Here is a 22,060-nt window from a genome sequence, read left to right on the forward strand (position 1 = left end):
TTATTTGTAATTTATAATTTATAATTTTTATAACAAAACAATAAATTGACTTAAGTATACTCAAGTATAAACTCGCGAGGCATAATATTAAATAAATATATTTAAACTCGGAGATTATTTTAATGTATTACTATCTTTCTAATTACAACACGGGCTTCTATCTGTCTTGCGGCAGGGTTACTAATGGGAAAGCTGAAATAGCTTTGACAGAAAATATGATTGAAAATGACCGATCATATATGTGGGAGTTAGATAAAGTCGACACAAAAAGCGACACAAATTTATGCTTAATAAAGAACTTAGGCAGCGGATTATACATAGCAATTGAAAGTGATCTGTTCTTCACTAAAGATAATCTTTTCTACACTCCTGTCACAACTGCGGATAAAGATACATTAAGTCCAGCACGACTATTAATATCCCCGATTACAAAAAACTACTCCGCTAATATATACTCATATAATCAATCTGAAATACTCACTATAGATATAGACAACGATAATAAACCCGGAATATATTTAATGACATATAATTTCACACCAGAACGAGCTGTTTGGAATTTAACTCCCGTATAAGCAGCTTGTTACTGAGAATAATCCGACGCAGGCAATTCCAGACCGCTATCTTTTTTTGCTGCTCTACCAAAAACGCCGAGCAACATTTTTTCTGCCTGCGTCTGACTATCACTATACGCGCCGCCAAATGTGGCTCTCGCCCAACCATTTTCAACCAGCCAGCGGGCAATATCAGTACCAGCCAAATTACATGTGGTACGGATCAGCTCCTGCTGCGGATCAAGTCCTTCCAAATCACAGCTCACAGCGCGGCCACGCAACCATGATCGAAAAGCTGTGCGCGCCTGCATACCACAAGCCCAAACCTCGCCATTTATATCCGCACAGGAGGCTTCAGGCTCAACAATATCAATGCCGGTGAGCTCAACAATATGATTTCCAACAGCCAGCCTGCCCGCGGCCAACGCCACGGGGCGATAGAATAGGCCGCCCTCTGCGGCCTTATCTTCAGATGTGGCGGCAGGTTCAGTTTTAGGCACTACGGGTGCTGCCAAGCCGAGATCACTTAAGGGCGCACGCGGCTCTATACGTTCGAGAGGCACATTCTCTGGCTGTGTGGTCAGCCCGGAAGGCAGCCGCTCAGGCGGCATATCTTCAGGCATGTCAAAATCTTCAGTAATAATAGTGCTGGCAGCGCCCATAGCCTCACGATCAAATGCACCATAAAACGGCGCTAAATAGGCCGCAAACAATATAGCACCGACACCGAAAGCCATAATCGGCGGTAAGATAGTACCAAGGCTCGCTGTTTTACGCATCATTTTTCCTGTCAGCCTGACTTGGCGATTTTTGTTGCTCTTGGTTCTGACACAGAGCCTGAGGTTTTTGCAATGCCAGTAAATTGGCAAATGTCGCCATATCGGTCCCGGTCAACTCGAGAATTTTAGCAAGAGACTCCGTTGATGGCCAGCGTGGCCGACCATCTGTAGCAAAGCGTTTGGACTTATTAAAAGTCGTCGGGTCAAGCCCTGCACGCCGCGCCAGGCCGGAAGCTGAGAGCTGTGCGGTTTTTGCCAGCGCATCAATTGCCGACCAGAGTTCTGTATGCGTAAACATTACCAATCCCAAGGAATAAAATCCTGAGCACTATAGAGTATTTCAAATATTAGAACATCAATAAAAACAAAAATGGCGCAGATTGTCCTGCGCCATTTTTAACATTGCCAGCATTGACGGCAGGTTACGCTGCCTTTTCGCTTGTTTTATAGGGATTAAAGCGGGTGTAGAATGTTTCACCGCTATCTGCCATATCGGTCAGCAGTTTAGGCACTTTAAACTGCGCACCATAGGTTTTTTGAAGGTTTTTAGCCAGTTTAACAAAAGCTTTGGCACCCATCCCGTCAATATAAGACAAGGTGCCGCCGGTATATGGCGCAAAACCGAATGCAAGAATGGAGCCAACATCGGCCTCACGTGGATCCGTTACAATGCCCTCTTCCATAACGCGGGCTGCCTCCAGCGCAATGGTCACCAGAAAACGCTGTTTGAGGGTTTCTACATTGACCTTGTCAGCATCCTGCTGCGGATAAAGCGTTTTCAGCTCCGGCCACAAATGCTTTTTCGCTGGTTTTGCCGGATAATCATAAAAGCCTTTGCCGTTTTTGCGACCCAGACGATCATATTTATCCACCAGCTTGTTCACCAGATCCACATGGCGCGGGTCAACAGCCTTGTCACCGAGATCATTGAGCGTAGCTTTAAGAATTTTCTGCGACAGATCAATTGCTGTCTCATCATTCAGTGCTAATGGTCCAACCGGCATACCAGCCATTTTGGCAGCGTTTTCGATCATTGCCGGCGGTACGCCTTCAATCAACATATTATAGGCTTCAGACATATAACGCAGTACGCAACGGTTGACATAGAAACCACGGGTGTCGTTAACAACAATCGGGGTTTTTTTGATCGCCCGCACATAATCAAGCGCAGTCGCCAGAGCCTTTTCGCCGGTCTTTTTGCCCATAATCACTTCAACCAGCATCATTTTATCAACCGGTGAGAAGAAGTGAATACCGACAAAGTTCTTCGGACGCTGTGAAACTTTGGCCAGACCGGTAATAGGCAGTGTTGAGGTGTTCGAGGCAAAAATTGCATTCTGCCCGAGCACCGCTTCTGCCTGTTCAGTCGCGGCCTGTTTAACATCACGATCTTCAAACACCGCTTCAATCACCATATCCGCACCATCAAGGGATGCATAATCCGCCGATGGAGTGATCAGAGCCAGCAGTTTCTCTTTATCGTCAGCCGTCATCCGGCCTTTCTGCATTTCTTTAGCAATCAGATCGCCAGCATGGGCTTTGCCTTTTTCAGCAGCCTCCAGCGTGCGGTCAATCAGTACCACCGGAATACCAGCTTTAGCAGTGACATAGGCAATGCCTGCCCCCATAAAGCCCGCACCGATAACACCAATTTTCTTAAACTTAGTCGGCTTAATATCTTGAGGTCTGCGCGCACCTTTATTAAGCTCTTGCAACGACACAAACAGCGAGCGGATCATCGACTGCGCTTCTGTTGTTTGCAAAATATGCGTGAAATAGCGTTGCTCAATTTTCAGGCCGGTATCAAACGGTACCAACAGACCTTCATAGACGCATTTCAAGATCATCAGCGCTGCAGGATAATTACCTGAGGTTTCTCGGCGTAAAATTGCCGTTGCGGCAGGCCAAAGATTAGCCCCCGCTGCCGAGTAAATTGCGCCACCCGGCAGTTTAAAACCCTTTTCATCCCATGGCTGTACCGGTTTTAAGCCATTTCGGATCATCTTTTTAGCGGTTTCCACCAGCTTTTTCGCCGGTGCCACTTCATGCACCAGCCCCATGCCTTTGGCACGCGCTGCCGTCAGGCTGGAACCAGTAGTCATCATCTGCAAAGCATCTTGGCTATTGACCAGACGCGGCACACGCTGCGTACCCCCTGCCCCCGGAAACAGGCCGACTTTCACTTCCGGCAAAGCAAGCTTCACACCTTCCGCATCGGAAACCACACGACCGTGACAGGCCAGTGACAGTTCAAGCGCGCCACCCATACAAGTACCGTTAATGGCAGAGACCCAAGGTTTGCCACAGGTTTCCAGCTTGCGATAAAGACCGGTCATACGGCCCACATTATCAAACAAGGTCTGCACGGCTTTTTCAGGGTTTTTTTTCTGCTCGGCTTTAAAGCGGCCAAGCATTTCCTGCATCATGGTCAGATCCGCGCCGCCGGAAAATGTATCTTTACCAGAGGTAATTACCGCACCTTTGATGGCGCTGTCTGCCACAACCTGATCAATAATCTGATCAAGCTCGGTCAAAACCGCCTCAGTCAGAATATTCATGCTCTTTTCAGGCATGTCCCATGTCACAACTGCAATGCCGTCGACGCCGGTTTCAACTTTAAAATTGCTATAATTAGCCATGTTCGTTCTCCCTCACACCCGCTCAATGATGGTCGCCGTGCCCATACCCGCACCAATACACAAGGTAACCAGTGCAGTATTGAGATCACGCCGTTCCAGTTCATCCAGCACTGTGCCAAGAATGATTGCACCCGTGGCACCCAAAGGATGCCCCATCGCAATTGCACCGCCATTCACATTGATTTTATCATGCGGAATATTAAATGCCTGCATGTAACGCAGCACCACTGCTGCAAAAGCCTCGTTTAGCTCAAACAGATCAATATCAGAGAGCTTCATTTTGGCACGATCAAGCAGTTTTTCAGTCACATCGACCGGTCCGGTCAGCATCAATGCCGGATCAGAGCCGATATTGGTGAAAGCACGGATACGGGCGCGCGGCTTGATGTCAAATGTTTTGCCTGCGCGACGCGAGCCCACCAGCACAGCCGCCGCACCATCAACAATACCGGATGAGTTGCCGGCATGATGGACATGGGTGATGGTTTCAACTTCCGGATGCGCCTGAATACCAACGGCATTGAAACCGCCCATTTCACCTGGCATCACAAAAGACGGGTTAAGTCCGGAAAGGGCCGCGAGATCTGTAGTCGGGCGCATATGCTCGTCGTGATCAAGAATGGTCAGGCCGTTAATATCTTTGACCGGAATGACCGAGTTTTTAAAATAACCCTTCTTCCAGCTCTCACCGGCACGGCGCTGGCTTTCAACGGCATAAGAATCCACATCCTCACGCGAGAAACCATATTTACTGGCGATCAGATCCGCGGAGACACCCTGCGGCATAAACCAACCCGGAAAGCCAACAGAGGGATCCATATACCAGGCACCGCCCGACATACCCATGCCAACGCGTGACATGCTTTCAACACCACCGGCAATTACCAGCTCATCCGTGCCACCGGCAATTTTGGCAGCCGCCAGATTAACCGCATCAAGACCGGAGGCGCAGAAACGTGAAATCTGCATGCCCGGCGCTTTAAAATCATAACCGGCTTCAAATGCGCTGGAGCGCGGAATAACCGCGCCTGCTTCACCCACCGGATCCACACAGCCAAAAATAATATCGTCGACTTTGGCGGTATCAAAACCGTTGCGGTCACGCAAAGCTTCCAGCACTTTGGCACCCAGACGCACAGCCGGCACTTCATGCAGACTGCCGTCTTTTTTGCCTTTTCCGCGCGGTGTGCGCACATGATCATAAATAAAAGCATCAGCCATTTTTAAAAGTCTCACTCCCAGATCGTTTATAACCGGATCATTCGCCATACGAAGGATCGTGGATTAAAAAGCCTCAGCAGGCAGTTCCATCATGGTATCGGCACCGGTCTGAATGCGCACCAACCTTAATTGGGTTTCCGGCATAATCCGCTCCATATAAAACCGCGCCGTTACCAGTTTGGTTTCCAGATAGGTTTTATCACCGTCACCAGCAGTGAGCTTCGCCTGTGCGGCTTTCACCATTTTTGCCCACATGAACCCAAATGCCACCAGACCAAATAAATGCATGTAATCCGTTGAGGCAGCACCTGCATTGTCGGGCTTAGCCATTGCATTCTGCATTAGCCACATTGAAGCAGTTTGCAGATCATTAAGGCCTTTTTTCAAGCCTTTGGTATAGAAAGACAAAGCTTCATCGGTGCGGTTTTCTTCGCAGAAGTCACCGATTTCCTTGAAATAAGCCATCAAAGCGCGGCCACCATTGGCAGGCAGCTTGCGCCCCACCAGATCAAGTGCCTGGATACCATTGGCACCTTCATAGATCATGGCAATACGGGCATCGCGCACATATTGGCTCATGCCGTTTTCTTCAATATAGCCATGGCCGCCAAAAACCTGCTGCGCCATGACCGCATGGTCAAAACCCTTATCGGTCAGCACACCTTTAAGAACCGGCGTCAGCAGACCCACCTGATCATCGGCATAGTCGCGTGCCGCCTCATCACCGGAATGATGGGCAATATCAGACTGCAAAGCAGTGGAAAGTACCAGCGCACGACCGGCCTCATTAAAAGCGCGAATGGTCAAAAGCGTGCGGCGGATATCCGGATGAACGATAATCGGATCAGCTTTTTTATCGGCAAATTTGGCACCGGTCAGCGCGCGCCCCTGAATACGCTCACGGGCATAATCTGCGGCATTCTGATAGGCGGTTTCAGCAATCGACAAGCCCTGCAATGCCACGCCAAGGCGGGCTTCATTCATCATGGTGAACATTGCCCGCAGGCCTTTGTTTTCACCGCCGATCAGGTAACCCGTTGCTTCGTCATAATTCATGACGCAGGTCGAATTGCCGTGAATACCCATTTTCTCTTCAATAGAGCCGCAAGTAACACCATTGCGCGTGCCCGCTTCACCATTGGTATCAAGATTGAATTTCGGCACAATAAACAGCGATATGCCTTTATTACCTTCCGGTGCGCCTTCAATACGCGCCAGCACCAGATGAATAATATTCTCGGTCATGCCGTGCTCGCCGGCAGAGATAAAGATTTTTGAGCCGGAGATTTTATAAGAGCCGTCTGCCTGCGGCACAGCCTTAGTGCGCAAAAGACCCAGATCCGTACCGCAATGCGGCTCAGTCAGGTTCATGGTGCCGGACCAGCGGCCTTCGATCATTTTGGGCAGATAGGTTTGTTTCTGCTCGTCAGTACCATGGGTGATAATGGCGGCAATCGCGCCCTGCGTTAAACCCGGATACATGGTCAGCGCCATATTGGCCGATGACATATATTCACCCACCGCTGTGTGCAGCAGATAAGGCAGACCCTGACCGCCAAATTCTTCCGGTGCAGCAAGCCCGAGCCACCCACCGGCACAATATTGGTCATAGGCCTCTTTAAAGCCCTGCGGTACTTTTACCGTCGCATCAGGCAGGCGCTCGCAACCCTCACGGTCACCACTATAGTTAACAGGAAATAAAGTCTGCTCGGCGAGCTTGGCACCCTCTTGCAAAATAGCCTCGATAATGTCGCTGCTCATTTCTGCATAAGACGGCAGATCATTGCGGCTTTGTACGCCCAAAACATCATTGAGAATAAACTGCGTATCCCGAACCGGCGCGCGATAGATTGGCATGCACTTCCTCCAAGTTTGACGTCGGCAGAACATTGTCTGCCGCAATGCAGAGATTGACGCCGCTCATTATCGAGCACCTCTCCCCGCGTGTTCATCATCCAAACATTCAAATCGCAGACCAAGCCTGCGCTTTGTGGTGCCAGTCCTTGTACTTCACTCCGGTCTGCTCTCTGCCGGCTCCTCACCGGCATCAGCCACAGTTCCTGATACTATGCACTGGAAAACCATCAGATCATATTACCAAATCTGATCAGCAGAGTATCACGCACATATCATGACAGGAACTATAGAGCATATGAAAACAGGCCTTATTGTGAAAGTCTGGCTCCTTCACAAATCAACTTAATAAACTTTGACGTTTGCGTAAACGTCAAAATTGAGTTTCTTGAAAATTATTATGGAATGCGCAGGTATAATTGCTGCCTTGGCTTGTCTCAACACCAATGATCTGAACAACTCACTTCTGATTTTCAGACAAATTGGACGGGGGGTGAATATTTATTGGACCTGCAGAACTAAAGCGCTTCACCATCAAGTTGATAGATAGAATAATGCGAAAATTCTAAAATCTAAAGCGAGCGCTGCGATCCAACCTGAATGGTATCCGCTCTAGTAACGCATTAAATCTGCGATTATCCGCAAGAGACGTACATGGCTCACTAGGAAATATCAGAACTGAATAGCTTCGAGCTTATTAGACACCCTGCCCCTTAGAGGGAGGGGGCAAGACGCTTATGATAGGTAAATAATTTTACTGATGGTTTCAAACTGGATGGTAGCAAACCCTCTATCGTCACAGATAACACTCAAGATCGCCAGTTCGATGTGGATACGCCTGATAAAATTTGGGCCCCAGACATTACCTATATCAAGCCATATGAAGGGTTTTCTTATCTGACCGTTGCCATCAACCTGTTCTTTCAACGCTTTGGCGGGTGATCAATGCAATCGCTGCAAACTACAGATCTGGTCTTATTCGCTTTGTTAATGGCTGTGTGGCGACAAAAGCCAAAGTGCGGATCATGATATATTCCGACCAAGGCTCCCCGTTTACAATAACGGCAACTTGCGGCTAGACATAAGTTATCACATGTATTACCTATTTTTCAATGCAGCACCTAAATAATATGGAGATTTCACGGGAGAACACTTCTTTTTCTGCATTGTTATTGCACGAGAGGGGAGATGTTTAGGTGCTGTGATATTGAGGGAGAATACTATGAAAATAATCAGCTACGCGTTTGCGGGAATAATGATGGCAGCGGTACCTACCACCTCTTTTGCAGAAGGGCGCTTGGTACCGGAAGTCAACTTTCTAACATGGCCTGCGACGAGATATCAGCACTATTATGAATCCAGCAATTATGTAGCAGAGGCTTGGCGGAAGCTCGGTATTCAAGTCAAATTGAATGCACAACCCTTCCCTGCTCCAATGCTTGGTATGTGGTTTACAGAACACAAATTTGACGTTGTCATGTCCGTTCTATCAGGTGGTGCTGCGCGTTTAGATCCCGAGTTTTACGCCGCAACGCAGTTTTGGAGTGCCAGTGCAGAACCCGGCGGCATGAATGTCGGCACATTTATTTCCCCAAAAATAGATGAACTGATTATTAAACAGCGTCAAATCTATTCCCCTGAAGCCCGCCGCGATGTTATCTATGAGTTGCAAGCAGCTCTGCAAGATGAGCAGCCTGAAGGTTTGATTGCATCCGTCACAAATACAACCGCGATTAATACCCAAAATGTTACTTTAGAAGGATTTCAGGATTCTCCTAATGGGATATGGGCTGTATGGAACCTGATGCGTCTGGTTCCCAAAAACGAGGCGCAGCCGCTAAAGCTCGGCTGGACCATTGATCAGGAAAGCTGGAACCCCCTTACCTTTAAGTCGGGCGATGATCTGGATCGGCTTGGACTTGTTTATGATCGTCTTTTTGTAACGGGCATTGACGGCAATCCGGTTAATTGGGCAGCTCAATCGATGACCGTGGTAGATGACACTACGATTGAGATACAGCTCAAGGATGGCTTAGTTTTTAGTGACGGTAAGCCAGTTACCGGTGACGATGTCAGCTTCACTTATCAGTATCTTAAAGATAACAACGCCATTTTCTTCAAAAGCTTCCTGTCGTCAATGGAGTCCGTAAGTGCTGAAGGCAATACCATCCGCTTTAAGCTTACAGAACCAGCTGTTCAGTTCGTGACAGGCGCTCTTAGCCAAATACCAATCCTCCCAAAACATATTTGGGCAACTGTTATGCAAGATCATGATCTGGCTCGGCCTCAAGAGTACAAGAACACCGACGTTGTTGGCAGCGGCCCATATCGCCTGAAATATTGGAAAGAAGGCCGGGAAATTTATTTTGAGCGTAAGCCAGCTCACTTCATGAAGCCGCCAAGCGATATTTTAATGGTGCAGTTCGGATCAAGTGAAGTGCTGGCAGCTTCTTTGCGTACTGGTGGAATTGACGCAACACTTCAAGGTCTCGTACCCACTGTTATTGAGGAATTTGCTGAAGATCCAAATTTAAGGTTACTGCCGGCAAAGGCTAATTCGCTTTATGCTGCTCGCTACAATTTTAAAACGGAACTTTTCACACATAAGGCAGTTCGTCAGGCCTTGTCACATGCCATTCCTTACGAAGCGATTATCGAAGATGTTTTAGGAGGGTATGCCGAACCAACGGCCTCATCCATTGTGCCTTCTAATACTTTCTGGACAAATCCAAATTTGAAAATCCCTGAATATAACCTCGAAAAAGCGCGCGGCATATTAAAGGATGCCGGCTTTACCTGGGATACGGAAGGTAAGTTACGCTTCCCCGAATAAGACAGAGTAATTGGCGAGTCCGGCTGCAATAGCCAGGGCACGCCAACCTTAATCTGCACCCACAAGCTGCAATGTGTGGCTAGAGCGATATATAGCTAATACTAATGATGTGTGATATATGAGATATTTTACACGGAATATTTCCGGAGAGATCGGGTCCAAAAGTGAGTATAATCACCCAGCGGGGTAACTTATCTGAAATCGTGGGCACAGAGCTATCCAGACGGATTGACACTGGGCATTATGGCCCAGGTGAGAAGCTCCCTGCCAGTCTGCGTTTATGCGAAGAGTTTGGCGTAAGCAGGACTGTCATCCGTGAAGCCATTGCGTCTTTAAGGCTCGCAGGACGGGTCACTGCCAGACAAGGCTCGGGTGTATTTGTTACTGAAAAAGACGTTACCCTCCTAAAATTTGAGATAGCGCGGGTTGATGACATTCGCTCAGCAATGCAGATTTTAGAATTACGCCTGGGCGTGGAATTACAGTCTGTTGCATTGGCTGCAGCACGACGCACACCAGAGGATCTGGCTGAAATAGCACGCGCCTATGATCATCTTGAAGGCCTGACAGGTAACAATGCCGAGGTAGAAGCCCAGGCCGATTTTGATTTTCATTTGGCAATTGCCAAAGCAACAAGAAATCCGCATTTCCCTCAGTTTCTTGAAGCTGTGATGGGGAAAATTAATTTTGAACTTGTACTCAAACACCGTCAGTCATCAAACTACTCACAGTCCTACATAAAAAAAATCAATAAAGAACATGCAACAATCTTAGGCGCCATTACCCAAGGCGACGTAAAAGGTGCAAAAATTGCGCTTGCACAGCATCTTGAGGAAAGTTTAAACCGCTATCGTTCTATGCTCGACGAGCCAGTTGAACGTGAAGACATTTAGATCTGCAACAATGCGGTGCCAGTTATAATTTGCGGCTCTGTCTAGGCGTATTGACCTATCACCACTCTGCAAACTTTCAGGTTTTGCTAAGTCACAGCGTTCAAAAATACGTTTTTATGTGACCTACATAAAATCACCGGGTGAACTTATGTAGGTCATTTTTTCATACAGCTGAACACAAATTGATTTCTCAGCTTTTTACATTAAGTGAGCTGAAAACGCGCTCATAGCCTTCGCGCCTCAATAAGTCTTTTTAAAAAGGCCTGTGTTTTGGGTCGCTCCGGATTTTCAAATATATGTTGAGGTGTACCAGCCTCATAAACTACACCCTCAGACATAAAGCACACCGAAGTCGCCACCTCTTTTGCAAAACCCATCTCATGAGTTGCAAGGATCATTGTCATTCCCTCATGGGCAAGTTCGCGTACAATACTCAAGACCTCACCAACAAGTTCGGGATCAAGCGCAGATGTAATCTCGTCCAGAAGCAATGCTTGTGGACGCATTGCTAATGCCCTGGCTATTGCCACGCGCTGTTGCTGACCACCAGATAAACTATCAGGATACTGTTTCGCCTTATCGGCTAAGCCAACGCGGCTCAACAACTCCATAGCATGCTGTTCTGCATCTTCTTTACTTACTTTGAGAACTTGACGTGGTCCCAAACACAAATTTTGCAATACAGTCATGTGCGGGAAAAGATTGAATTGCTGAAACACAATGCCGACTTGGCGTCGTAATGCGTTTGTGTCAGCAAGCTCCTCTGAAACGACAATATTTCCCACACGAATATTACCGCTACTTATTGGTTCCAAAGCATTAATGCAGCGTAATGCGGTCGACTTACCGCAACCTGATGCACCAATCAAACAAACGACTTCATGTCTTTTTACAGACAATGTCAGTCCTTGGAGAACATGAAAAGAGCCATAATACTTCTGCAAGTTTTCAACTGAAATATATGGCATTTAACTAGCCCCCTTGAGCTTTTGCGCATTACGTCGAATGAGAAAATCTGTAAAGCGTGCCAACGGAATAGTGACGGCTAAAAAGCACAGCGAAACGCCAGTTAGAGCCGTCAGATTTGATTGGGCAGTCACGAGGATACGGGCCGTATTCAGCCCTTCAAGGAGACCAAGTACAGATAGTAAAGACGTGTCTTTGAGCAACGAAATATACCAGCTCAAAAGCGGTGGGATTACATTACGCATAGCTTGAGGAAGAACAACAAACCGTAACACTTGAAAATGCGTTAGACCGATTGCACGGCCTGCAGCAATTTGACTCTGATGCACTGAATCAATGCCAGCACGAAATGTTTCTGCCAGATATGCACCATACACGATGGTCAGAGCCAAGGTGCCACTTGCAAACAGACTTAGTGTTGAAACGAACGGTAGCCCTGTTTGCGGGAGCCCAAAACCTATGATCAGAATGGTTAGAAGTGCAGGTAACCCTCTGAATAAATCAATATAGATTATCGCCATGAAACGGATTGGTGCGGCGGCCCGCCCCGGCAGGCTTCTGGCTACGGCAAGAATAAGCCCCCAGATCATAACTGCGCATTGAGCAACGATGGAAACGCCAAGGTTTTTAAGAAATGCAGAGCTTATTTGTGGAAGTCCCGCCTTCAATATTTGTAAATCGAAGTAGCTTTCGGCAACGGCATAATTATTGGCTATAAAGGTGACAGCGATAAAACCAACAATTAAAAGGGCAAAACTGATACCAAAGGAATATTGAGCCCACAGCCGAGAACGAAAAGCATAATTTAACATTCGTTTGCGGTCACCCCTAGTATTACGGGACTTCAACGCAAAGATAACGGATACAACGCCTGTTGGCGGAAATATCAGACTAATAAGTGGCAATAGCAAACCGGCTTGAAAAGGCTCATTACTTTGCCATGGAGTACCACTTCCGGTAGTCTGTTCGATTAGCATCCTATTTTCTGACATTCACTCTATCCTATCGCGCGCTTACCATATTGAGTTGCACTCCAAGGTTTCAGGCTTTCGTCAAAACGGTTAAGCCCGAAGCGAGTAATATCTGCAGTCGTTGCACAACCATCCGCAATAAGCTCACTAAGTGCGAGACCTGCCGCTGGTGCTACTTTGTGCCCCTTGCCAGCTGATGCCGTATTCAGGAAAAGTCCGGCTACAGCCTCCACATCTCCAAGAATAGGTTTACCATCAGGAGCAAAGCAATCCGGCCTCGACCACCAACGCGTCACAATTGACGCATCTATTCCTGGTACGCGCTTTTGCACCGCCACCAAGCCAACCTCAGCATCTGCGCGCGTAAACTCGCCATCGTAATTATTAAGATCAATTGGCATAGTCGCCTGCGGATGCGGCACAGTAATTATAGCCCTGCCCTGCTGCCGCGGAGTTGCCCAGGAATCCGTAATAGGGTCCATATATGAGACAGATAACTGAATATTATCCGGTGGCAGAATTTCAGCAACGCGAATAAGTCTTGCGGTTAATGGCAAGTCCACGCCGCAGCTCGCAGCGATTTCCTTAGACCATGTGCCCGCCGCCAAGACGACAACAGGTGTCGCAATACGAAATTTATCGGTTACCACCCCCGTAACACGCCCATTCTCTACATCAATAGTCATCGCCCGTGTAAAAGGGCGTAACTCAGCGCCATTGGCACATGCCTGCTTGAGCATAGTATATGTGGCTAACGAATTGCTTGCGGTACCAGTATCCCGCTCATAAACAGCTGCACCAATATCATCAACACGAAATTCCGGTGCCAAAGATCGCACTTGATTGCCATCAAGTATACTTACAGCCTCGCCTAGAGTTCTCTGTACTCTAACATTTTCACGCATGTTTTCTAGTTCATGATGTTCTACAAAACGTAAAAATCCTGTTGGGCGCCAACCGCAATCCCCCCCGACCATATCAGACCAATTGCGAAAATACGGCATGCTTTTCGCAGCCAATTCGGTTTCAGGGAAATTATCGTAGTGGCTGCGTAACAGACCTACAGCCGCACCCGATGCACCGGATCCAGCCAGCCCTGCATCCAGAATAATAACGCGGCGAAAGCCTTTTTTTAGTAAGAAATAGGCGGTGGCAGCACCATTTAATCCTGCGCCAACAACAACGGCATCGCATGTTTCTTGCATAATGTTATCTCGCTCTATGAATCCGGCCTTGGCCATCGCCGCTATACAAAGCAGCTTTGACTGCGGAAGTCGCACTGTCGCTCTACCCAAACACAGCTACGTTTAGGTGGTTTTAGACTTCCGGTTGTCCGCACAAATGATGCGTTTCCGAACAACCGCAATCTGCGGGCTTACAAAATTCAATAGTCAGCGCAAGGAGGCACGCTGCTGGGATCAACACCACCAAATTGAGGCAGGATATTTTTTTGTGACCACTCTTCGAATTTGCCCTCAGCTTTGGCTTTGGCCATTGCTAATTTAACTTCAGTCACAATTTTTGAGTTCTTAGGCATAATCCACGCAGCATCAACAGACTGCTTGAACTGACATGCCGCAACCAATTTAGAAAACTTCGGTGTTGCAACTTTTGAAAGAATAACCGGCAGATCACCTATCGCCCCGTCAATATTTCCACTCAGTACCGCATCATATTTCATGATATCTATATCGAAGCCGCGTGGCTCTTTTTTCGGTTGCACGATGTCGACAATAAATTGAAAAGTATCGCACCCGCCGCAAGTACCTAAGACCAGATTTTTAATGTCATCTTGAGTACTCACCGCCACCCCATTTTTAGTCATAAGAGCTTGATGATAAGAATAAACGGGATCGGTCATATTGAATTTTTCAAGACGAACTGGCGTGATAGAGAAAGAATCTGCTGCAATGTCATAGGCAGTAAACTGCCCTGAAATAAATGCCGTAAAGTCTGCCGGAACCCAGACAATCTTCAAACCCAGCTCTTTGCCCAGTTCATTGGCCATATCAACATAATAACCTCCGGTCGGAGCTGTAGGATCCGTACCTTCGATAAACCCGATGTAAGGAAAATCAGGGATTGCAACTGTCAATGTTCCTGGAACCAAAGTCTCCAGCTTTGATTGTGCAGACGCAATACCTATGAAGCCAAGTGCCGACATTCCCAAAGCCACGCAGATTGTGCTGAGTTTCATTTTATTGTTCCCCATTTTGCAAATTTGTTACTTGCTTATTATTTCTAATCACAAGTTGTCATATGTGTTATATCATGTCAATCTGCGAGTATCTTAGCCGTACTTCAAAATAAACAGTAACCATATAAAGGGAACAATATGGAACGCACGCCTAATCTTACTGGCTTAAATCTTCCTTATTTTGGCTATGGCACATTGCTTGGTTACACCCATATGCGTCAGCAATACCCATCCGCGAATATGATTGGTGTTGGTTTTTATGCTGGGCATGAGCTTGGTTTTGCGCGCTATGCAGACGCCTCTGATGGCGGCTGTACTATAATAAGCAATTCAAACGGCATTGTTTTTGGCGTTCTCTACCAGCTCTCCGATGAAGATATGGCAAGGATGCTGAAAGTTGGTGGATTGGCACAATGGTATGAAATCCGCGAGCTGGATATTACGCTCGTTAAGGGTGGAAGCGTCCGCGCACTCACTTTACGTGTCGACGGTGACCGAGGCTCATGGGCACCACCGCCTGATTATGCAGCACTTGTCATTGATGGTGCAAAAGAGGCAATGCTACCACCAGAATATCAGCAAAAATTAAACGCAATAGTCTCTTTGGCGCAGAGCAAATAGCCGCTGTAACTTGCAACAAATACGAGAGCATGTCACTATCAAGTTGAATCAACTTGATAGGTATGAGAATGCGATAATTCTAGAATCTAGAGCGAACGCTGCGATCCAGCCTGATCGTTACACGTTCCAGCTCTAATCAGATTGCGAGAGTTACAACCAGAAATCGTAACTCTCGTTATCACCATGAAAAACGTAGTGGTATATCTCGAATGCGTTGAAAACTGCTCTCGTTAATGCGCCTCAAACTGCACCATTGAGCCGCCACCTGTGGCTTGATCAGTTGGGAATACTTCAACACGCGCTACATCAACAAAGGTCGGAAGCGCTATGACCTGTGAAATGATCAACGCAATATGATCAGGCTGGAGCGGCCTGTAACCATTATATAGTGCCTTTTGAGCCTCTTCAATACCGAGAGCAGTCTTGTAAAGTTCAGTCTGAACGCGCCCGGGAACAATTTCACTGACACGAACCGATGTCCCCAGAAGGTCACATCTGAGATTATCGCAAAAAAGACTAAGCCCTGCCTTGGAGGGGCCATACGCCCCCATGGATGGGTAGGCTGCCTGACCACCACTTGAGCCCAGATAAATGAGATGCCCGCGTTTTCGTTCGACCATTCCTGGCAACAAAGAGCGGGTAAGTTGCATCGGCGCCTTCAAGTTAACATCAATCATCTGATCAATTTCAGCGGGATCTATTTTATCAAAACGTGCATTTGTCGACAGAATACCTGCATTATTCACAAGAATATCGACCTCAACTCCACTTAATTTGTCACAAATATACTGCGTATCCCTTACATCAGCTTCAATACTGTGCGCACCACACTCAGCAACAAGTGCCGCCAGAGCCTGTGTATTTCGACCTATAGCAAAAACAGTAAACCCCAAATGACGAAGTAATTTTACCGTTGCATATCCAATCCCGCTTGTCGCGCCCGTCACAACAACAGTTTTATAAGGCATTTGAGACATTAAACCGTTTCCATTTGGGTGGGGGTGAATTCTGCATTCATCCGCTTAGTTAATTTCAACAAAAGTAAGTTATCATACATATGTAGTACTACAAATATATTTTGATTATCTTACCTTTTTAAAGCCAAAGGTGCCGCATTGATGCCGCTTACGCCATAAAACGCCTATATGCGGACCTTATTTCTAACGACCACAGAGCAAACTGCTCGATATAGAAAATGCCTGTCACATACACCAGGCGCAAAACTGTACCTGCAACCATATGAAACTGGCCTTGCTCTGAACTTAGTAGAGAGATTTTCACTCCGTGAAGGCGGCGATGCTGTGCTTGGTCAAGCGCTATTGATAATCATAAGAGCAGTTTTAGCTGCCAACAGACAGAGTGCGGGTCAGGCAAGGCCGCAGCCTGAGAAGAGCTGCACTGTTTAACTCCGCTTCAACAGTCCGTTATGCGTAATTTTTTGCACCCTTTACCAAAGCGGATAAATCAAACGCAGCGAAATGACGATACCTGCTTAACAGCGCCTGAAAACATCAATCTATTCAATGTTGAAACTCGTTAAAAGACAAACCAAAGCAGCTTTTTACATTTATTAAGTCTTACACAGCTTCGGGCTGGCGGGTTCCGGCACAAAATCGGCAGCATACAGGCAGGCTATATACAGGGCGATTCTGTGCAGCAGAGCCGCGGTGGCAGTGACAAAGAGTGAATTTGCTACTTTGTGATGACGTATTTTTGTCACACGCAGTTTAACAACCGACATGTAATAAAAATTTCAAATTTAATTCATAATATGCGCGTAAAAACAATTACTTATTTATAACGTTCTTCAAAATATTGTTTTAAAGAGACTAAATTTCAAGAGCGAAAATATAAATTGCTAAATTAGAATAAAGTCCAGTTTTCCTTGCCCTCCGGAACTCGTTTTAACCAGTTCTGAACCATTTTTTTAATCTTTTAATTAATTTTTCCATCGGTATTGTCTGGATAAATCATTCAACCAATGGATTTAAGATATGAAAAAAATCGTCGCTCTTCTCGCTATGACCGTTCTTTCGGGTCAGGCTTTCGCTGCTGATGCTATCGTATCAGCCCCAGAACCAGCTCCGGTTCAGGACTATGCAAGCTTTAACTGGTCCGGCGGTTACATCGGTGCGCATGCCGGCTACGGCTGGGGCAAATCCCATGACGTAAATAACCCACAGGCCAATGAGCAGAAAACCAAAGGCGGCTTCGGCGGTCTGCAGGCTGGTTATAACTGGCAGTTCGACAATAATGTTGTTCTCGGTGCTGAAGCTGATGTTTCTTTCGGCAGCGTAAAGAAAAATTGGGGCGGCGCTAACGAAAACGACCCATATTATGGCACCGATAAAATCGGCACCAATGGTACAGTTCGTGCACGTCTTGGTTATGCAGCAGACCGTTTCCTGCCATTCGTAACCGGTGGTTACGCTTGGGCACAATCAAAATATGCTCTTGGTTGTGATGAAGGCCTTGTTGGAAAAACTATTGGTAACTGTTACGGTAAAGACGCGTTTGAAACATCTGCCAAGAAAAACATTTCAGGCTGGGTAGCCGGTGCAGGCGTTGAGTATGCAGTAACCAATAACTGGACTGTTAAAGCCGAATATCTGCACAAGAACTTCGGTAAAAACCGTGTATCCATTATTGATCCGAATCTTGATCCTGCTAAATCATGGGTAAACAACCGTAACTTCAAAACATCGGTTAACGAAGTTCGTCTCGGCGTAAACTACAAGTTCTAATCTGCTGATCTTTAACGATCGCGATTAAACATCATCAAGCCCCGCCTCTTTGAGGTGGGGCTTTTGGTTTCTCTGCCCTGTTTGAACGTGCATAACTGCTTTTAAATAATTTCAATGATTTCAAATATGAGCGCAGCTAGTGCTCTGCCCTGTAGCCTGTAGCTCAAAATCACCTAAATCATGGTAATTCCGGCATTTTGTTAGGCTTTCCTGTAAAAATTAACGGGTTATTTACCACGTTTCGACAAAACTGTGTCCATAGCAGAGCCTGTATTTTGCGCCGTTCGGTATACGGCAGCAAAGACCGGCTTAGCACCAACCATCTGCAAGGGGCGCGGATGGTTGCAAGACCGATAAGTTGACCAGTCTCCATACCTGTGGTGACCCCTATGGCGGCAAAGTTTGAAGAGTGTAAACGGCGATGATAAACCAGCGGTCTCCTCTCGATAGCCTGAATACACGTCGTGAGCGCCGCCCGCTCGCATCGATCGAGGAACTGAACCGCACACTCTCTGCACTTGAAAGCCAGCTTTTGGCAAATAAACAATCGGGTAAAATTTCAGAATCTGCTGAGGCTGAAGCCGATGCTTTGGAATTTTTGCGCCAAGAACAGCCGCAGGTCGCAGCTTCCGATCCGGCTCGTTTAGTATCGGCAGCACCCGTCGTACCAGCTTCAAATCCGGACAATAACCCGCATAAAGAAGCACTGGCTGCCATTGCTGAAGAATTGCAGCGCCTGCGCATCCGCACAGAACTAAGACAGGCCACCAGCGCAACTGCTGATCTTCATCAGGTGCAAACACAGGCACAGGCACAGGCCAATCATCAGGCCGGGCACGAGCGCGTTTCAGCCACAGAGCGTTTTATCTCCGGCACCAGCCGCTTCACCACCGATACCACAGCATCACATAACACCGACAATGTGATGCGCCGTGATCTGGAGGAGCTGAAGCGCACAGTTGAAACGCTGGCGCGTGAAGAATCCCTGCGCCGCATGAGCCATCGCTGGGATGCGCTTGACGAACGTTTTGATAATTTCGAGCAGAAACAATCTGAAAAATTACAAGTTCATACCGCCATTGATCCGGCATTGGACACTATCAGTGCACGGCTTGAAGATCTGCGTCACAGTGTTGAGCAATTGCCGGATAATCAGAGCCATTCACTGCGCCAGCTTGACGAGCGGCTGGATGAGATCAGCCGTGCTATTCTCGCCACCAGCTATAACCGTCAGCAACCGGAACAGGAGCTGGCGGTATTTGGCGAGCTAGACCGCCGTTTTGCCGAGCTTACCCGCCATCTCGATGAACAATATCACCAGAGCGCCCATAAAACCGCCCTGAATGATGACCGTTTCATACAGGCGCTTGAAGATCGCCTTGATAATATTGCCCGTCAGGTCAATGAACAGACTGCAGTGATGCAAGCCGCTCCTTTAGAGCAGCCGGTGGTTGCCCCGCTTGCCGACCAGCAACTGATGCGCAATCTTGAAAAGCAGCTTGGCTTGATTACCGAACATCTGAGCAATCCTGAAAGCCTGATGCCGGAGCTGGCCGAAATTAAACCGCGTCTCGACACTATTGAGCGCGCGATTGATATGAATCGCGACATGGTGCTGGGTGCCGCACGTGAAGCGGCGGAGGAAGCGATCCGTCAGGTTGTTGGCAAAGGCTCTGCCAGCGATACCGGCTTTGCACGCCAGCTGGCTGATGATCTGAAATCGCTTGAACTACTCACCAGAGAATCAGACGAACGCAACAGCCGCACATTTGACCGTGTGCACGATACGCTGCTGAAGATTGCCGATCGTTTGGGGCAAATTGAAAAAGACACGGTTCAAAAGCCCCCGCATACACTTGCGGCACGGGCTCTAAAGCAGCGTGAACAGGATAAATCAGAGCGCTTTACCAATCAGTTCTCTATTCCTGAATGGGGTAACCCCGGCGAACAGGGCACAAAAAATCCGTTCTCCGAGCTACGTGGTAATCCATCCAAAGCGTCACCTTATTCTGCAGTGCCTTCACCGGCTGCAGCCGCTATTGAGGCCGCACGTGCTGCAATCAAAGCCAATGGCAATACCGACCGTTCAAACAATACGATGCGCGGGCCTGCGGAAGAGTTTACGCTGGAAGACAGCGAATTACTCACCCTTGAACCGGCAACCAAACCAACAGAGCCGGAGCTGCGCGCAGAGCCGTCTTTGTCGGCCATGCCAGATCTCAATGCGATCATCCGCCGTGTGCGCGATGAGCAACGTGAGCGCACCACTGCTGCCGACGATAATCATGACGCAATCCGCAAATCTGATCTCATCAGTGCTGCGCGCCGTGCCGTTCAGGTCGCAACCGATGAAACCGGCCGCCTGCGTGATGAGGTTGCCCAAACTGACCATAATGGCCAGCTTGGTGACGATGTGACCGCGGATGCAGACCGCACATCCGCTTCAGGAAAGCCAAAGCGCTCGCTGCGCAAGCCTCTTCTGCTGGCAATTGGTGCAATTATTATGGCAGTAACTGGCCTGCAGTTAGGTAGTACCTATCTGAGCGAGCCGGACGAAACGCTTGTTCCGCTGGCGCAAGCACCAGCACAGGCACCAGCCCAGGCCCAGGCCCAGACACCGACACCGGCTGTAGCTCCGGCGCCTGCTATTAGCGAAGATAAGAAGCCGTCATTACCAACCATGATGACTGTGGGGCGTGTCGAAGATGTTGTGAAACTGCCTGCGCCTGACGAAACTGACACGCAGCCTTTACCAAAAACCACTGCCCTACCGGACAGTTCTGTAAGTGCAGACGAGGTGCATATTGCCACTGCACAACCGCAAAACATTGCGCCTGACCTCGGCACCACGCAGAGTATTGCCAAAACCGCAGCACCTGACGCTGTAACTACAGATATAGTATCAGCAATTCCGGCAGTGCCCGAAAAACTGGGGACGCTTGCCCTGCGCACTGCCGCAGCAGATGGTGATGCCCGTGCGCTCTACGAAATAGGCATGCGCTATATGGATGGCCGTGGCGTTGAAAGTGATTTTGCAAAAGCTGCCCAATGGTATGCATTGTCGGCAGAGCGCGGCTTTGCACCAGCGCAATACCGCCTTGGCAATTTCAATGAAAAAGGCTTAGGTCTGCCGCGGGATGCAGCTCTTGCTACAAAATTTTATGAACAAGCTGCCGCACAGGGCAATGCCAGTGCCATGCATAATCTTGCCGTTCTCTATGCCATGGGTGCTGATGGTGCTGCGGATAATGACAAGGCAGCCAAATGGTTTTTCAAGGCTGCCGAGCTCGGCATCAAAGACAGCCAGTATAATTTAGGCATTCTCACAGCCAAGGGTTTGGGACGCACGCAAAGCCTGGAAGAAAGCTATAAGTGGTTTGCACTGGCTGCTAATGCCGGTGATAAAGACGCCGCTGAAAAGCGTGATCAGGTCGCTGCCTCGCTCAAGCCGGAGCAACTGGAACGCGCAATCAATCTGACAAAGCTCTGGAAGCCGAAAGATATGATTGAAGAGGCCAATAACGTGCTTATTCCGGATGCCTGGGTGGATAATCAAGCTGTCACTACCGCTTCGGTAGATATGGTGAAAGCCGTGCGCAATATTCAGCTGATTTTACATAAAAACGGTTATGATGCCGGTACACCAGACGGCATTATGGGCGCCAAAACCCGTCAGGCAATCTCGGCCTTTCAAAAGGCAAATGGCATGAAGCCGACCGGTGAGATCGACCAGCCTTTGGTGGAGGTTCTGCTGTCTAAAAACAGCTAACATCAGCTACCCCTCACAT

15 protein-coding genes and 2 pseudogenes are annotated in these 22,060 nt (G+C 47.9%); 7 read left to right on the plus strand and 10 right to left on the minus strand.

The annotated features are described in order from the left end of the window. Positions 1-122 precede the first annotated feature (122 nt). The gene (locus tag MP213Fo_RS05245) at positions 123-575 is read left to right on the plus strand and encodes a hypothetical protein (protein ID WP_421090598.1); all 453 of its coding nucleotides are present in this window, start codon (positions 123-125) and stop codon (positions 573-575) included. 8 nt (positions 576-583) lie between these two features. On the opposite strand, the gene MP213Fo_RS05250 is transcribed toward MP213Fo_RS05245, so the two are convergent. The 5 genes and pseudogenes from MP213Fo_RS05250 to MP213Fo_RS05270 form a co-directional block, all read right to left on the minus strand. Next, positions 584-1,333, minus strand: coding sequence for a thermonuclease family protein (locus MP213Fo_RS05250; RefSeq protein ID WP_421090599.1), 750 nt, complete (start codon positions 1,331-1,333; stop codon positions 584-586). A 73-nt stretch (positions 1,334-1,406) separates the two neighbouring features. Continuing rightward, positions 1,407-1,631: pseudogene (locus tag MP213Fo_RS05255) on the minus strand (helix-turn-helix transcriptional regulator); the annotation flags it as partial. A 124-nt stretch (positions 1,632-1,755) separates the two neighbouring features. Further along, the gene (locus MP213Fo_RS05260; protein ID WP_421090600.1) at positions 1,756-3,972 is read right to left on the minus strand and encodes a 3-hydroxyacyl-CoA dehydrogenase NAD-binding domain-containing protein; all 2,217 of its coding nucleotides are present in this window, start codon (positions 3,970-3,972) and stop codon (positions 1,756-1,758) included. A 12-nt stretch (positions 3,973-3,984) separates the two neighbouring features. Beyond that, positions 3,985-5,193 carry an acetyl-CoA C-acetyltransferase gene (locus MP213Fo_RS05265; protein WP_421090601.1) on the minus strand — a complete coding sequence of 403 codons (1,209 nt, stop codon included), beginning with the start codon at positions 5,191-5,193 and terminating at the stop codon, positions 3,985-3,987. Positions 5,194-5,256: 63 nt separating this feature from the next. Further along, positions 5,257-7,050, minus strand: coding sequence for an acyl-CoA dehydrogenase C-terminal domain-containing protein (locus tag MP213Fo_RS05270; protein WP_421090602.1), 1,794 nt, complete (start codon positions 7,048-7,050; stop codon positions 5,257-5,259). A gap of 774 nt (positions 7,051-7,824) precedes the next feature. Between MP213Fo_RS05270 and MP213Fo_RS05275 the strand changes: the two are divergent. The 3 genes and pseudogenes from MP213Fo_RS05275 to MP213Fo_RS05285 form a co-directional block, all read left to right on the plus strand. Continuing rightward, positions 7,825-8,105, plus strand: a pseudogene (locus tag MP213Fo_RS05275) (DDE-type integrase/transposase/recombinase); the annotation flags it as partial. A gap of 164 nt (positions 8,106-8,269) precedes the next feature. Further along, positions 8,270-9,880, plus strand: coding sequence for an ABC transporter substrate-binding protein (locus MP213Fo_RS05280; protein WP_421090603.1), 1,611 nt, complete (start codon positions 8,270-8,272; stop codon positions 9,878-9,880). Between the two features lie 164 nt (positions 9,881-10,044). Then, positions 10,045-10,773: a FadR/GntR family transcriptional regulator gene (locus MP213Fo_RS05285; RefSeq protein ID WP_421090604.1), complete on the plus strand. Its 729-nt coding sequence runs from the start codon at positions 10,045-10,047 to the stop codon at positions 10,771-10,773. A 224-nt stretch (positions 10,774-10,997) separates the two neighbouring features. Here the strand turns inward: MP213Fo_RS05285 and MP213Fo_RS05290 are convergent, their stop codons facing one another. From MP213Fo_RS05290 to MP213Fo_RS05305, 4 genes are all read right to left on the minus strand, one after another. Then, complete coding sequence (locus MP213Fo_RS05290; protein WP_421090605.1) at positions 10,998-11,741, minus strand: amino acid ABC transporter ATP-binding protein; 744 nt, start codon at positions 11,739-11,741, stop codon at positions 10,998-11,000. After that, positions 11,742-12,731, minus strand: coding sequence for an amino acid ABC transporter permease (locus MP213Fo_RS05295; RefSeq protein WP_421090606.1), 990 nt, complete (start codon positions 12,729-12,731; stop codon positions 11,742-11,744). Positions 12,732-12,736: 5 nt separating this feature from the next. Then, positions 12,737-13,915, minus strand: coding sequence for an NAD(P)/FAD-dependent oxidoreductase (locus tag MP213Fo_RS05300; RefSeq protein WP_421090607.1), 1,179 nt, complete (start codon positions 13,913-13,915; stop codon positions 12,737-12,739). Positions 13,916-14,094: 179 nt separating this feature from the next. Next, positions 14,095-14,907, minus strand: coding sequence for a transporter substrate-binding domain-containing protein (locus MP213Fo_RS05305; RefSeq protein WP_421090608.1), 813 nt, complete (start codon positions 14,905-14,907; stop codon positions 14,095-14,097). A gap of 138 nt (positions 14,908-15,045) precedes the next feature. Between MP213Fo_RS05305 and MP213Fo_RS05310 the strand changes: the two genes are divergently transcribed. Then, a complete protein-coding gene (locus MP213Fo_RS05310; RefSeq protein ID WP_421090609.1) occupies positions 15,046-15,528 on the plus strand; it encodes a gamma-glutamylcyclotransferase family protein in 483 nt (160 codons plus the stop codon). Between the two features lie 230 nt (positions 15,529-15,758). Here the strand turns inward: MP213Fo_RS05310 and MP213Fo_RS05315 are convergent, their stop codons facing one another. Then, the gene (locus MP213Fo_RS05315; RefSeq protein ID WP_421090610.1) at positions 15,759-16,505 is read right to left on the minus strand and encodes an SDR family oxidoreductase; all 747 of its coding nucleotides are present in this window, start codon (positions 16,503-16,505) and stop codon (positions 15,759-15,761) included. A gap of 1,017 nt (positions 16,506-17,522) precedes the next feature. On the opposite strand from MP213Fo_RS05315, the gene MP213Fo_RS05320 reads away from it, so the two are divergent. After that, entirely contained in the window at positions 17,523-18,272 is a 750-nt protein-coding gene (locus tag MP213Fo_RS05320; protein WP_421090611.1) for an outer membrane protein, read from the plus strand. Positions 18,273-18,693: 421 nt separating this feature from the next. Further along, entirely contained in the window at positions 18,694-22,041 is a 3,348-nt protein-coding gene (locus tag MP213Fo_RS05325; RefSeq protein ID WP_421090612.1) for a peptidoglycan-binding protein, read from the plus strand. Positions 22,042-22,060 lie beyond the last annotated feature (19 nt).

The sequence above is a fragment of the Pseudochrobactrum mosebachae genome (assembly GCF_048914685.1).
GTDB lineage: Bacteria > Pseudomonadota > Alphaproteobacteria > Rhizobiales > Rhizobiaceae > Pseudochrobactrum.

What these genes read in the sequence shown, in the direction of transcription:
- MP213Fo_RS05265 (WP_421090601.1), bottom strand. Translation starts at nt 5,193, where the DNA reads ATGGCTGATGCTTTTATTTATGATCATGTGCGCACACCGCGCGGAAAA.
- MP213Fo_RS05280 (WP_421090603.1), top strand. Translation starts at nt 8,270, where the DNA reads ATGAAAATAATCAGCTACGCGTTTGCGGGAATAATGATGGCAGCGGTA.
- MP213Fo_RS05295 (WP_421090606.1), bottom strand. Translation starts at nt 12,731, where the DNA reads ATGTCAGAAAATAGGATGCTAATCGAACAGACTACCGGAAGTGGTACT.
- MP213Fo_RS05305 (WP_421090608.1), bottom strand. Translation starts at nt 14,907, where the DNA reads ATGAAACTCAGCACAATCTGCGTGGCTTTGGGAATGTCGGCACTTGGC.
- MP213Fo_RS05315 (WP_421090610.1), bottom strand. Translation starts at nt 16,505, where the DNA reads ATGTCTCAAATGCCTTATAAAACTGTTGTTGTGACGGGCGCGACAAGC.
- MP213Fo_RS05260 (WP_421090600.1), bottom strand. Translation starts at nt 3,972, where the DNA reads ATGGCTAATTATAGCAATTTTAAAGTTGAAACCGGCGTCGACGGCATT.
- MP213Fo_RS05250 (WP_421090599.1), bottom strand. Translation starts at nt 1,333, where the DNA reads ATGCGTAAAACAGCGAGCCTTGGTACTATCTTACCGCCGATTATGGCT.
- MP213Fo_RS05310 (WP_421090609.1), top strand. Translation starts at nt 15,046, where the DNA reads ATGGAACGCACGCCTAATCTTACTGGCTTAAATCTTCCTTATTTTGGC.
- MP213Fo_RS05270 (WP_421090602.1), bottom strand. Translation starts at nt 7,050, where the DNA reads ATGCCAATCTATCGCGCGCCGGTTCGGGATACGCAGTTTATTCTCAAT.
- MP213Fo_RS05320 (WP_421090611.1), top strand. Translation starts at nt 17,523, where the DNA reads ATGAAAAAAATCGTCGCTCTTCTCGCTATGACCGTTCTTTCGGGTCAG.
- MP213Fo_RS05325 (WP_421090612.1), top strand. Translation starts at nt 18,694, where the DNA reads ATGATAAACCAGCGGTCTCCTCTCGATAGCCTGAATACACGTCGTGAG.
- MP213Fo_RS05290 (WP_421090605.1), bottom strand. Translation starts at nt 11,741, where the DNA reads ATGCCATATATTTCAGTTGAAAACTTGCAGAAGTATTATGGCTCTTTT.
- MP213Fo_RS05245 (WP_421090598.1), top strand. Translation starts at nt 123, where the DNA reads ATGTATTACTATCTTTCTAATTACAACACGGGCTTCTATCTGTCTTGC.
- MP213Fo_RS05300 (WP_421090607.1), bottom strand. Translation starts at nt 13,915, where the DNA reads ATGCAAGAAACATGCGATGCCGTTGTTGTTGGCGCAGGATTAAATGGT.